Source organism: Escherichia sp. WS3063 (assembly GCF_046486595.1).
Lineage (GTDB): Bacteria > Pseudomonadota > Gammaproteobacteria > Enterobacterales > Enterobacteriaceae > Escherichia > Escherichia coli.
The window spans coordinates 287,823-300,175 of record NZ_JBJQKY010000003.1 but is presented as its reverse complement, the minus strand read 5'-3'; the positions used below and the strand labels follow the sequence as shown (position 1 = coordinate 300,175).

The window sequence follows — 12,353 nt, the reverse complement described above, 5'->3', positions numbered from 1 at the left end:
GCTTCAGAATGAGAATCATGAGGCCGGTAATAAATACATCCCTTACGGGAAAATGGCTTCCTGGCTGGTTGAGTGGAAAAACGCCACTGGAACGCAATGGCTTAAAGATTCTCCCTCACAGCCATTGCAACAGTCACTGAAAGACCTTGAGCGGGCTTACAAAAACTTCTTCCAGAAGCGGGCTGCTTTTCCCCGATTCAAAAAGCGGTGACAGAATGATGCATTCCGCTATCCGCAGGGCGTTAAGCCCGCTCAGGAAAACAGCCGTATTTTTCTGCCAAAACTTGGCTGGATGCGCTACCGGAATAGCCGTCAGGTCACGGGTGTTGTGAAAAATATCACGGTCAGCCAGTCCTGTGGTAAGTGGCACATCAGTATTCAGACAGAAAGTGAAGCATCAACTCCGGTTCACCCTTCAGCATCAATGATCGGGCTGGATGCTGGCGTGGGTAAACTCGCCACGCTGTCAGATGGCACAGTCTTTGAGCCTGTAAACAGTTTTCAGAAAAACCAGAAGACGCTGGCGAGACTTCAGTGACAGTTAAGCCGCAAGGTCAAATTCAGCAATAACTGGCAGAAGCAGAAACGCAAAATACAGCGACTGCATTCCCGTATCGCAAATATCCGCAGGGACTACCTTCACAAAGTCACAACGACCGTCAGCAAAAACCACGCAATGATAGTCATTGAGGATTTGAAGGTCAGCAACATGTCAAAGTCAGCAGCGGGTACGGTCAGCCAGCCGGGGCGCAATGTCCGGGCAAAATCAGGTTTAAACCGTTCGATACTGGATCAGGGCTGGTATGAAATGCGCCGCCAGCTTGAGTACAAGCAGCTCTGGCGTGGCGGTCAGGTGCTTGCTGTTCCGCCAGCGTACACAAGCCAGCGTTGCGCGTGCTGTGGTCATACAGCGAAAGAAAATCGCCTGTCACAAAGTAAATTCAGATTCCAGGTATGTGGATATACAGCGAACGCCGATGTAAACGGCGCTCGTAACATTTTAGCGGCGGGGCACGCCGTTCTTGCCTGTGGAGAGATGGTGCAGTCAGGCCGCCCGTTGAAGCAGGAACCCACCGAAATGATTCAGGCGACAGCCTGAACGTAGCAGGGATCCTCGTCCTTCAGGGCGTGGAGGATGTCAAGCTGATTCATCTATGTCGAGACGAGCAAGGAAATTACGAATTCCTTCGCGTGACAAAAATTGCGCAACTTTTTCCCGCTCACTGTGAGTCATGTTGTCTATTGCGCTGATGATTTGCCGATAAGCAGGAGTGCGAATCCCCGGTGCGTATTCGGCAAGGGGTTCTTCGGCTTCCAGAAGCATCGGCGTGTTATGGAAGGCTGGCGTGTTCTGAATAAACTCGCAAACTTGCGTATCGACCAGAATAAGTCTGGCACGACCGCCTTTCACGCCGGGAAATTTTTCCGTTTTCCAGCCTTTTTCTCTGATCCAACGGTTAACAGTTTGTTTAGCCACACCGAGGCATTCAGCCAGTTCTTCGGTGGTCATTTTATTGCGTAATCTTTTCATATTATTTGCTATCGCGAATCCCTAAGCGTTGTAATAATCCGATAATCCCTTCCCGCAGAAGCAAGGATGTAAACTGTTTTTGTTCAACTGGCGTCATCTCTTTCGCCAGTGTCACCAGCAACACTTCAAGCGGCGCATCACCAGACAGGGCAGGCGTTTCTCCCTGACTTTCCGGACGTTCAGCATTGCGAATATATTCACGAACCTGTTCATTGACGTGAACCAGTCGGGCTTTGCCACCCTGGACGCCTGGTTTTGGTGACGTTGTCCAGCCTTCCTTGCGTACCCATTTATTAATGGTCTGGCGGCTATAGCCGGTCAGTCTGGCAAGTTCATCTGGCGTCATCCTCTCCTTGAACATAACAATTCCCTGAATGTATGTGGGTCTATTAGTAGTTCATTTTATAACACCACTTTACAGGAAACCGTGACATGAATAACTACTGAATGCGAGCGGTTTTCCAAAATTGTTCATTTGCCTGATTTTTCAGCGATTGAAACTACACGTTGCAATTTGCCGTTGACACATTCGGGCGGAATTCATATGATGCCGCCCGTCAACTCGACAAGCTTTACGTGACGGGGCTATAGCTCAGCTGGGAGAGCGCTTGCATGGCATGCAAGAGGTCAGCGGTTCGATCCCGCTTAGCTCCACCAAATTTTGCACCCAGCAAAATTTGTACGTAAACGCATCGTGGGGCTATAGCTCAGCTGGGAGAGCGCTTGCATGGCATGCAAGAGGTCAGCGGTTCGATCCCGCTTAGCTCCACCAAATTTCAAACCCTCGCTGTAAAGCGGGGGTTTTTTGTCTCTGCTTTTTGCCGCTTTTGTAATACAGTCTACGTCCGGGTTAGCGGCGCCTGGTGAAAGCATCATTGGATGAAAAATCGGCAACAGGCTGACCCCTGTTTGCTTCGCGATGCGAATAAACTTATTATTTGTGTGCCTGAAAACCCCGATCAGTGAGAGTAGTTTACTCATGTTTGTGGAGCATAACCTGATAAAAAATATCAAGATATTCACACTAGCGTTTACGCTCACCGTGGTACTTATTCAGCTATCCCGTTTAATTTCGCCACTTGCTGTTATCCATTCCAATTATATCTTTCTGGCGTGGATGCCACTGTGCGTAATGCTGTCAATCTTGTTTATCTTTGGCTGGCGTGGTGTCGTTCCCATTTTATGCGGGATGTTTTGCACCAATCTGTGGAACCTTCATCTCACTTTTTTACAGACCGCCGTCATGATCGGCAGCCAGGCGTTTGCAGTCCTGTGTGCCTGTGCAATATTACGCTGGCAATTGGGGACGCGTTGGCGTTATGGATTGACCAGCCGATACGTCTGGCAACGTCTGTTCTGGCTTGGTTTGGTGGCGCCGATTGGCATCAAATGCAGCATGTATCTTGTGGGAAATTTCTTTGATTTTCCGCTAAAGATATCTACCTTTTTCGGCGATGCGGATGCCATTTTCACGGTCGTTGATTTGCTAAGCCTTTTCACCGCAGTGCTGATTTACAACATGCTTTTTTACTATCTCACCCGCATGATTGTAAGTCCCCACTTTGCACAGATATTGTGGCGTAGGGATATCGCTCCGTCGTTGAGCAAAGAGAAACGCGCATTTACCTTAAGCTGGCTGGCAGCTCTTAGCGTGCTGCTACTTCTGATGTGCACACCGTATGAAAATGACTTTATTGCCGGTTACCTGGTACCTGTTTTCTTTATCATCTTTACCCTCGGTGTCGGTAAGCTTCGCTATCCGTTTTTAAATCTCACCTGGGCTGTTTCAACGCTTTGCCTTCTGAATTATAACCAGAACTTTTTGCAAGGGGTACTAACCGAATATTCGCTGGCATTTATTCTCGCAGTACTGATTTCCTTTAGTGTTTGCCTGCTCTATATGGTGCGTATTTATCATCGTAGTGAATGGCTTAACCGCCGCTGGCATTTGCAGGCGCTGACCGATCCGTTAACGCTCCTACCCAACTTTCGTGCGTTAGAACAAGCGCCGGAGCAAGAGGCGGGCAAGAGTTTTTGCTGCCTGCGCATTGATAATCTTGAGTTTATGAGTCGTCATTACGGCTTAATGATGCGCGTTCACTGTATCCGATCAATTTACCGTACGCTGCTGCCGCTGATGCAGGAAAACGAAAAGTTGTATCAATTGCCGGGGAGTGAACTGCTATTAGTACTGAGCGGGCCGGAAACGGAAGGGCGACTCCAGCATATGGTTAACATCCTGAATAGTCGGCAAATTCACTGGAACAATACCGGGCTGGATATGGGCTATGGTGCTGCCTGGGGGCATTTTGATGGAAATCAGGAAACCCTGCAACCCTTGTTGGGGCAGTTAAGCTGGCTGGCGGAGCAATCCTGCGCACATCATCATGTGCTGGCGCTGGATAGCAGAGAGGAGATGGTTTCCGGGCAAACCACTAAACAGGTGCTATTGCTGAATACCATTCGCACGGCGTTAGATCAGGGTGATTTGCTGCTCTACGCCCAGCCAATTCGCAACAAAGAGGGTGAAGGTTATGATGAGATCCTCGCGCGACTGAAGTATGACGGCGGCATTATGACCCCGGATAAGTTTCTGCCCCTTATTGCTCAGTTTAACCTTAGCGCGCGTTTTGATTTGCAAGTGCTGGAATCCTTGTTGAAATGGCTGGCAACACACCCTTGCGACAAAAAAGGTCCACGATTTTCAGTCAATTTAATGCCGCTCACGCTGCTGCAAAAGAATATTGCCGGGCGGATTATTCGTCTGTTTAAGCGTTATTACATCTCCCCGCAGGCGGTCATTCTTGAGATCACCGAGGAGCAGGCGTTTTCTAACGCAGAAAGCAGCATGTACAACATCGAGCAACTGCATAAGTTTGGTTTCCGGATTGCGATTGATGACTTTGGCACCGGCTATGCCAACTACGAACGGTTAAAACGTTTGCAGGCTGATATCATCAAAATTGATGGCGTCTTTGTGAAAGATATCGTCACGAATACGCTGGATGCGATGATTGTGAGATCAATTACCGATCTGGCGAAAGCGAAGTCATTGAGTGTGGTCGCGGAGTTTGTCGAGACGCAACAGCAGCAGGCGCTATTGCATAAGCTCGGGGTGCAATATCTGCAAGGGTATTTGATTGGTCGCCCGCAGCCATTAGCTGATTAACAGGCGTAAAAAACCGGGGAATTATCCCCGGCTTTTTTATGTATGGTCTTACAGCACCAGTGCTGCGATTGACGCAGACAGCACACTCACCAGGGTAGAGCCGTAAACCAGTTTCAGACCGAAGCGAGAAACCACGTTACCTTGCTCTTCATTCAGGCCTTTAACTGCACCTGCGATAATCCCGATTGATGAGAAGTTAGCGAAGGAAACCAGGAACACAGAGATGATGCCTTCAGCACGCGGAGAGAGCGTGGAAGCAATTTTCTGCAGATCCATCATCGCAACGAACTCGTTGGAAACCAGTTTGGTCGCCATGATACTGCCCACTTGCAGTGCTTCACTGGAAGGAACACCCATCACCCATGCAATCGGATAGAAGATGTAGCCCAGGATGCCCTGGAAGGAGATGCTGTAGCCAAACCAGCCAGTCACGGTAGCAAACAGTGCGTTCAGCGCGGCGATCAGGGCGATAAAGCCGATCAGCATTGCGGCAACGATAATGGCAACTTTGAAACCTGCCAGAATGTATTCACCCAGCATTTCGAAGAAGCTCTGACCTTCGTGCAGGTTGGACATCTGAATATTTTCTTCACTGGCATCAACACGGTAAGGGTTGATCAGCGACAGCACGATAAAGGTGCTGAACATGTTCAGTACCAGCGCCGCAACGACGTATTTCGGCTCCAGCATGGTCATGTATGCACCAACGATGGACATCGACACGGTGGACATCGCCGTAGCTGCCATGGTGTACATACGATTGCGGGAGATTTTGCCGAGGATATCTTTATAGGCAATAAAGTTTTCAGACTGACCCAGAATCAGAGAGCTGACGGCGTTAAAGGATTCCAGTTTGCCCATACCGTTGACTTTGGAGAGCAGGAAACCAATTGCGCGGATAATCACTGGCAACACGCGAATGTGCTGGAGAATACCGATCAGTGCAGAAATAAAGACGATTGGGCACAGCACTTTCAGGAAGAAGAATGCCAGGCCTTGATCATTCATGCTACCAAAGACGAAGTTAGTCCCTTCGTTGGCAAATCCGAGCAGTTTTTCGAACATTTCGGAGAAGCCTTTCACGAAGCCTAAACCAACGTCGGAGTTCAGGAAGAACCACGCCAGTAACACTTCGATAACAAGCAGTTGAATAACATAACGGATACGAATTTTTTTGCGGTCGCTGCTTACCAGCAGTGCGAGAATCGCAACAACGGCAAGTGCCAGTACAAAATGAAGGACGCGGTCCATATTTGCTCCAAATATGAGGCAGGTTAAATTTCCGTGCACATTCTATGTAACATGGTTAAGGAAAACGAGATCTGACACACACTATAATGACGTCCTGTGACAAGCTTCAAAAATAGTGAGCTGTCATACATTTCTGCTATGTTGTGTATGGAAGCTGAAAGTTATGTAAATGTGCTAACATTAAACATAATCACAACATTCAAGTCATCAATCTTTTCGTCATCATAATTCTGGTCTATCAAAGAAATCATCACAATCCACTTAAATGAATTTGATAATCATTCTCGCTTGACATAGCATGAAACATAGCAAAGGCTATGTTTTAGAGGCACAAGATGACTAACTATCGCGTTGAGAGTAGCAGCGGACGGGCGGCGCGCAAGATGAGGCTCGCATTAATGGGACCTGCGTTCATTGCGGCGATTGGTTATATCGATCCTGGTAACTTTGCGACCAATATTCAGGCCGGGGCCAGCTTCGGCTATCAGCTACTGTGGGTTGTCGTTTGGGCCAACCTGATGGCGATGCTGATTCAGATACTGTCTGCCAAACTGGGGATTGCCACCGGTAAAAACCTGGCGGAGCAGATTCGCGATCACTATCCGCGTCCCGTAGTGTGGTTCTATTGGGTTCAGGCAGAAATCATTGCGATGGCAACCGACCTGGCAGAATTTATTGGTGCGGCGATCGGTTTTAAACTCATTCTGGGTGTTTCGCTGTTGCAGGGCGCGGTGCTGACGGGGATCGCGACTTTCCTGATTTTAATGCTGCAACGTCGAGGGCAAAAACCGCTGGAGAAAGTAATTGGCGGGTTACTGCTGTTTGTTGCTGCGGCTTACATTGTCGAGTTGATTTTCTCCCAGCCTAACCTGGCGCAACTGGGTAAAGGAATGGTAATCCCGAGTTTACCCACCTCGGAGGCAGTCTTCCTGGCGGCAGGTGTGTTGGGGGCGACGATTATGCCGCATGTGATTTATTTGCACTCTTCGCTCACTCAGCATTTACATGGCGGTTCGCGTCAACAACGTTATTCCGCCACCAAATGGGATGTGGCTATCGCCATGACGATTGCCGGTTTTGTCAATCTGGCGATGATGGCTACAGCTGCGGCGGCGTTCCACTTTTCCGGTCATACTGGTGTTGCCGATCTTGATGAGGCTTATCTGACGCTGCAACCGCTGTTAAGCCATGCTGCGGCAACGGTCTTTGGATTAAGCCTGGTTGCTGCCGGACTGTCTTCAACGGTGGTGGGGACGCTGGCGGGGCAGGTAGTGATGCAGGGCTTCATTCGCTTTCATATCCCGCTGTGGGTGCGTCGTACAGTCACCATGCTGCCGTCATTTATCGTCATTCTGATGGGATTAGATCCGACACGGATTCTGGTTATGAGTCAGGTGCTGTTAAGTTTTGGTATCGCCCTGGCGCTGGTTCCACTGTTGATTTTCACCAGTGACAGCAAGTTGATGGGCGATCTGGTGAACAGTAAACGCGTAAAACAGACAGGCTGGGTGATTGTGGTGCTGGTCGTGGCGCTGAATATCTGGTTACTGGTAGGAACGGCACTTGGATTGTAGTTGAATGAGCGTCGCATTTGGCACCATTGGCGGATGCGGCGTAAATGCTTTATCCGCCCTACGCGTTAAAGAGCTGGTTTGTAGGCCTGATAAGACGCGCTAGCGTCGCATCAGGCATTGTGCTCCATTGGCAAATGTGTTTAATGGCGATGCCCATGTCCGCGGCCTTTTCCGCGATGATCATCACGATCGCGCCAGCCTTCACGATAGCCACGCTCATAGGCTTTACGCTTATCCCAGCCACGGTGGTAGCCATTATCATGACGCCACCAGCGGTTCTTACGCCATTCATAATTGCGATGCCAGTAGTCACGGTCGCGCCAGTGACCACCGTCCCAGTAATTACCGTAATGATCGCGATCGCCAATTTGTAATTTGATTGATGGCAGTAGGGTGATTTCACCTGCGTTTGCCGCAAGCGGGGTAAATGCCATCAGGGCGGCCGCCAGAAACAGTGACCTGAACATTGTTATTCTCCTTCACGATCGAAGCCGTCAGCGGCCTGTTAACGCAATATTACGGGGAGGTAAAGCCCCGTATCATCGCCATAACTCTTAAATCATAAAGGAGAGCATTTTTTGCTAAACGTTATCGTGGGGTGGCTGTTGCTTCGGACGATTGACCATCATCATCGGCTTACCTGCTAATAACAGCCATGCCGGAAGCATGACGATACAGAGCAGCGGTAGCAATGTGGTATTGGGTACAACGACTGCCGCCATAAAAAGACTTAACCAGCCATCGCGTGTTACCACCAGCACGATGCCGAGAATAGCGCAGGAAACGGTTATTGCCGCTGGAACGGCGGGAACGTGCTCATGCAGCATCAACCCTAATGCCACCCCGACAAACACTGCCGGGAATATTCGCCCACCGCGAAAGCCACTGGCGGCAGCAACGACCAGGGCGGCAAGTTTAATCACCGCCAGCAAAAAGTAATCGCTGGTGCTGAAAGCCTGATTTGCCACCATCTGCTGCATCTCATCCAGCCCTTTAAACAGCGAAACTGGTCCACCCATTACCCCCAGAATACCGAGAATAAATCCGCCAATACCCAGCACGAGCACCGGATTTTTCATTTGATGCATCATCGCGTGCAACCGTGGTAAGCACCATACGGCGACCATCCCTGCTGCGATGGCAATCGCCGCCACAATTGCACCGCTGAGAATATCGGTCATCTCCATCTGCCCATAATGCGCAATGGGCAGTGAAAAATGAGGATGGAAAAACAATCCGGTGGTTAGCGCACCAGCCGCCGCCGCCATTAACGGCGCAAAGAGACGATCCCATAGTGGGACTTCACTACTGCCATTTAAGGTTTGCGAAAATATCAACGCCGCCGCAACAGGTGTGCCAAACAGCGCGCCGATAGTTCCAGCAGAGGCTAAAATAGTCCACTCCATCCGGTTGACGCGCGGTAACAGACGAGCACCTATCGCAACCGCAAGGGCGATATTGACGGTCATGATCGGATGTTCCGGCCCCAGGCTGACGCCGCCAGCAAGACCGAGAATTAATGCTACGATAAGTCCTGGTAGCGCAGAGGGCGGAACCGGTGCGCCGATCAGCGGTTCACAGGCGGGGTCTGGTCCAGCATGCCCCTGGCTGAAACGGATAACCAACCCCACCGCAATACCTGTTAGCGTTAATATGGCGATGATCCAGAAAGGTGAATCCTGGGCTATCCCCAGAGTTCCCGGCAGTCGTAGCCAGAGCAAATTCTGTAATACCGAGGCGATTTTCATCACCACAATCAGAATAAGACTGGACGCAATCCCAATTGCCACGGCGGGGAGCGATAATAACAACATGGTTCTGGCTCGCGGATGGAGCATGTTCTATTCCTTATGCGGGGTCAGATACTTAGTTTGCCCAGCTTGCAAAAAGGCATCGCTGCAATTGGTGCTGAAACGATAAAGTAATTGTGTGACCCAGATCGATATTTACAGGGAGCCTGCCTTTCCGGCGTTGTTGTTATGCCCCCAGGTATTTACAGTGTGAGAAAGAATTATTTTGACTTTAGCGGAGCAGTTGAAGAATGACAAAGTATGCATTAGTCGGTGATGTGGGCGGCACCAACGCACGTCTTGCTCTGTGTGATATTGCCAGTGGTGAAATCTCGCAGGCTAAGACCTATTCAGGGCTTGATTACCCCAGCCTCGAAGCGGTCATTCGCGTTTATCTTGAAGAACATAAGGTCGAGGTGAAAGACGGCTGTATTGCCATCGCTTGCCCAATTACCGGTGACTGGGTGGCAATGACCAACCATACCTGGGCGTTCTCAATTGCCGAAATGAAAAAGAATCTCGGTTTTAGCCATCTGGAAATTATCAACGATTTTACCGCTGTATCGATGGCGATCCCGATGCTGAAAAAAGAGCATCTGATTCAGTTTGGTGGCGCAGAACCGGTAGAAGGTAAACCTATTGCGGTTTACGGTGCCGGAACGGGGCTAGGGGTTGCGCATCTGGTCCATGTCGATAAGCGTTGGGTAAGCTTGCCAGGCGAAGGCGGTCACGTTGATTTTGCGCCGAATAGTGAAGAAGAGGGCATTATCCTCGAAATACTGCGTGCAGAAATTGGTCATGTTTCGGCAGAGCGCGTGCTTTCTGGCCCTGGGCTGGTGAATTTGTATCGCGCAATTGTGAAAGCCGACAACCGCCTGCCAGAAAATCTCAAGCCAAAAGATATTACCGAACGCGCGCTGGCTGACAGTTGCACCGATTGCCGTCGCGCGTTGTCGCTGTTTTGCGTCATTATGGGCCGTTTTGGCGGCAATCTGGCGCTCAATCTCGGGACATTTGGCGGCGTGTTTATTGCGGGTGGTATCGTGCCGCGCTTCCTTGAGTTCTTCAAAGCCTCTGGTTTCCGTGCCGCATTTGAAGATAAAGGGCGCTTTAAAGAATATGTCCATGATATTCCGGTGTATCTCATCGTCCATGACAATCCGGGCCTTCTTGGTTCCGGTGCACATTTACGCCAGACCTTAGGTCACATTCTCTAAATCCTTCCTGTTATATCGGGAGGTAACTCTCCCGATAATCTTTTAAATCATACAGTTAATTCAATTTTCCTTTGTGTCCCCTCACAAGGCCGACCTGCGTCACACTTCCGTACAGCGGGATTAATTCTCCAGTAAATGCATTATTTGTCTGGTAACGGCGATTTGTTTTGCACGTTCATAATTTCACTCGTCAACTATCACTGAACGAGGAATTAACGATGAGTAAGAAACTGATTGCTTTATGTGCCTGCCCGATGGGTCTGGCTCACACCTTTATGGCAGCCCAGGCGCTGGAAGAAGCGGCGGTGGAAGCAGGCTATGAAGTGAAAATTGAAACTCAGGGCGCGGACGGCATCCAGAATCGCCTGACCGCGCAGGATATCGCCGAAGCGACCATCATCATCCACTCCGTGGCGGTTACCCCGGAAGATAACGAACGTTTCGAATCACGCGACGTTTATGAAATCACTTTGCAGGACGCAATTAAAAACGCTGCGGGCATCATCAAAGAAATCGAAGAGATGATTGCCTCTGAACAACAGTAATATTCGACAGGGATAATTGTTATGGCCATTAAAAAACGCAGTGCAACCGTTGTGCCTGGCGCATCCGGTGCGGCAGCGGCAGTTAAGAATCCGCAGGCCTCTAAAAGCAGCTTCTGGGGTGAACTCCCGCAGCATGTGATGTCAGGGATTTCACGCATGGTGCCGACCTTAATTATGGGCGGTGTGATCCTCGCTTTCAGCCAGCTGATTGCTTATAGCTGGCTTAAAATTCCTGCTGATATCGGCATCATGGATGCTCTTAATAGCGGGAAATTCTCCGGTTTCGACCTCTCCTTACTGAAATTTGCCTGGTTATCGCAGTCCTTCGGCGGCGTGTTGTTTGGTTTTGCCATTCCGATGTTTGCTGCATTTGTGGCTAACTCTATCGGTGGCAAACTGGCGTTCCCGGCTGGTTTTATCGGCGGGTTGATGTCTACCCAGCCGACGCAACTGCTGAACTTCGATCCCAGCACGATGCAATGGGCGACCTCTTCGCCGGTGCCGTCCACCTTCATTGGTGCCCTGATTATTTCTATCGTTGCTGGTTACCTTGTGAAGTGGATGAACCAGAAAATCCAGTTACCGGATTTCCTGTTAGCGTTCAAAACCACATTTTTGCTACCGATTCTTTCCGCCATTTTTGTCATGCTGGCGATGTACTACGTCATCACCCCCTTTGGTGGCTGGATCAACGGCGGTATCCGTACCGTGCTGACTGCCGCAGGTGAGAAGGGCGCGCTGATGTACGCGATGGGGATCGCCGCGGCGACAGCAATCGACCTTGGTGGCCCGATCAACAAAGCAGCTGGTTTCGTTGCCTTCAGCTTTACCACTGACCACGTATTACCGGTTACCGCGCGTTCCATCGCTATTGTTATTCCGCCGATTGGTCTGGGTCTGGCGACCATTATCGACCGCCGTTTAACCGGCAAACGTCTGTTCAGTGCTCAGCTTTATCCGCAGGGTAAAACCGCCATGTTCCTGGCGTTTATGGGGATCAGTGAAGGTGCGATTCCGTTTGCACTGGAAAGTCCCATCACCGCCATTCCGTCCTATATGGTTGGCGCGATTGTCGGCTCAACCGCTGCAGTCTGGCTGGGCGCAGTGCAATGGTTCCCGGAATCCGCTATCTGGGCATGGCCACTGGTCACTAACCTGGGCGTCTATATGGCGGGGATCGCGCTGGGAGCAGTCATTACTGCGCTGATGGTGGTGTTCCTGCGTCTGATGATGTTCCGCAAAGGCAAATTGTTAATCGATAGCCTGTAAGAAGGAC

At 50.1% G+C, this 12,353-nt stretch carries 10 protein-coding genes, 2 tRNA genes and 1 pseudogene; 8 read left to right on the top strand and 5 right to left on the bottom strand.

Annotated features, from left to right (window positions below; all coding sequences use genetic code 11):
* A pseudogene (locus ACJHYW_RS04760) lies at positions 1–1,099 on the top strand (RNA-guided endonuclease InsQ/TnpB family protein); the annotation flags it as partial.
* Positions 1,100–1,138: 39 nt separating this feature from the next.
* Here ACJHYW_RS04760 and ACJHYW_RS04755 read toward each other — a convergent pair.
* Positions 1,139–1,531: a MerR family transcriptional regulator gene (locus ACJHYW_RS04755; protein WP_000826502.1), complete on the bottom strand. Its 393-nt coding sequence runs from the start codon at positions 1,529–1,531 to the stop codon at positions 1,139–1,141.
* A gap of 1 nt (position 1,532) precedes the next feature.
* Positions 1,533–1,892 (bottom strand): YfeC-like transcriptional regulator, encoded by a 360-nt coding sequence (locus ACJHYW_RS04750; RefSeq protein ID WP_000472028.1) that lies wholly within the window; start codon positions 1,890–1,892, stop codon positions 1,533–1,535.
* Between the two features lie 220 nt (positions 1,893–2,112).
* Here ACJHYW_RS04750 and ACJHYW_RS04745 point away from each other — a divergent pair.
* The 3 genes from ACJHYW_RS04745 (at position 2,113) to ACJHYW_RS04735 (ending at position 4,700) form a co-directional block, all read left to right on the top strand.
* Positions 2,113–2,188, top strand: a tRNA-Ala gene (locus tag ACJHYW_RS04745).
* 39 nt (positions 2,189–2,227) lie between these two features.
* Positions 2,228–2,303: transfer RNA gene (locus tag ACJHYW_RS04740), tRNA-Ala, on the top strand.
* A 207-nt stretch (positions 2,304–2,510) separates the two neighbouring features.
* Positions 2,511–4,700: a sensor domain-containing phosphodiesterase gene (locus tag ACJHYW_RS04735; RefSeq protein WP_001296277.1), complete on the top strand. Its 2,190-nt coding sequence runs from the start codon at positions 2,511–2,513 to the stop codon at positions 4,698–4,700.
* 48 nt (positions 4,701–4,748) lie between these two features.
* On the opposite strand, the gene nupC is transcribed toward ACJHYW_RS04735, so the two are convergent.
* Positions 4,749–5,951, bottom strand: a complete 1,203-nt coding sequence (gene nupC / locus ACJHYW_RS04730) for a nucleoside permease NupC (protein ID WP_000376337.1) — start codon at positions 5,949–5,951, stop codon at positions 4,749–4,751.
* A 335-nt stretch (positions 5,952–6,286) separates the two neighbouring features.
* Between nupC and ACJHYW_RS04725 the strand changes: the two genes are divergently transcribed.
* Entirely contained in the window at positions 6,287–7,525 is a 1,239-nt protein-coding gene (locus ACJHYW_RS04725) for an Nramp family divalent metal transporter (RefSeq protein WP_000186369.1), read from the top strand.
* A 140-nt stretch (positions 7,526–7,665) separates the two neighbouring features.
* Here ACJHYW_RS04725 and ypeC read toward each other — a convergent pair whose 3' ends face one another.
* Positions 7,666–7,992: a DUF2502 domain-containing protein YpeC gene (gene ypeC, locus ACJHYW_RS04720; protein WP_000490072.1), complete on the bottom strand. Its 327-nt coding sequence runs from the start codon at positions 7,990–7,992 to the stop codon at positions 7,666–7,668.
* 114 nt (positions 7,993–8,106) lie between these two features.
* Positions 8,107–9,363, bottom strand: coding sequence for an ion channel protein (locus tag ACJHYW_RS04715; RefSeq protein ID WP_000903115.1), 1,257 nt, complete (start codon positions 9,361–9,363; stop codon positions 8,107–8,109).
* Positions 9,364–9,566: 203 nt separating this feature from the next.
* Here ACJHYW_RS04715 and glk point away from each other — a divergent pair, with 203 nt between their 5' ends.
* The 3 genes from glk (at position 9,567) to ACJHYW_RS04700 (ending at position 12,346) form a co-directional block, all read left to right on the top strand.
* Entirely contained in the window at positions 9,567–10,532 is a 966-nt protein-coding gene (gene glk / locus ACJHYW_RS04710; RefSeq protein WP_000170355.1) for a glucokinase, read from the top strand.
* Positions 10,533–10,750: 218 nt separating this feature from the next.
* On the top strand, positions 10,751–11,077 hold the full coding sequence (locus tag ACJHYW_RS04705; RefSeq protein WP_000038456.1) for a PTS fructose transporter subunit IIB: 327 nt from the start codon (positions 10,751–10,753) through the stop codon (positions 11,075–11,077).
* Between the two features lie 21 nt (positions 11,078–11,098).
* Positions 11,099–12,346 (top strand): PTS fructose transporter subunit IIC, encoded by a 1,248-nt coding sequence (locus ACJHYW_RS04700; RefSeq protein ID WP_000985322.1) that lies wholly within the window; start codon positions 11,099–11,101, stop codon positions 12,344–12,346.
* Positions 12,347–12,353 lie beyond the last annotated feature (7 nt).

Excerpts from the sequence above, each read along its gene's own strand:
- ACJHYW_RS04755 (WP_000826502.1), bottom strand. The coding sequence starts at position 1,531 with ATGAAAAGATTACGCAATAAAATGACCACCGAAGAACTGGCTGAATGC.
- ACJHYW_RS04750 (WP_000472028.1), bottom strand. The coding sequence starts at position 1,892 with ATGTTCAAGGAGAGGATGACGCCAGATGAACTTGCCAGACTGACCGGC.
- ACJHYW_RS04735 (WP_001296277.1), top strand. The coding sequence starts at position 2,511 with ATGTTTGTGGAGCATAACCTGATAAAAAATATCAAGATATTCACACTA.
- nupC (WP_000376337.1), bottom strand. The coding sequence starts at position 5,951 with ATGGACCGCGTCCTTCATTTTGTACTGGCACTTGCCGTTGTTGCGATT.
- ACJHYW_RS04725 (WP_000186369.1), top strand. The coding sequence starts at position 6,287 with ATGACTAACTATCGCGTTGAGAGTAGCAGCGGACGGGCGGCGCGCAAG.
- ypeC (WP_000490072.1), bottom strand. The coding sequence starts at position 7,992 with ATGTTCAGGTCACTGTTTCTGGCGGCCGCCCTGATGGCATTTACCCCG.
- ACJHYW_RS04715 (WP_000903115.1), bottom strand. The coding sequence starts at position 9,363 with ATGCTCCATCCGCGAGCCAGAACCATGTTGTTATTATCGCTCCCCGCC.
- glk (WP_000170355.1), top strand. The coding sequence starts at position 9,567 with ATGACAAAGTATGCATTAGTCGGTGATGTGGGCGGCACCAACGCACGT.
- ACJHYW_RS04705 (WP_000038456.1), top strand. The coding sequence starts at position 10,751 with ATGAGTAAGAAACTGATTGCTTTATGTGCCTGCCCGATGGGTCTGGCT.
- ACJHYW_RS04700 (WP_000985322.1), top strand. The coding sequence starts at position 11,099 with ATGGCCATTAAAAAACGCAGTGCAACCGTTGTGCCTGGCGCATCCGGT.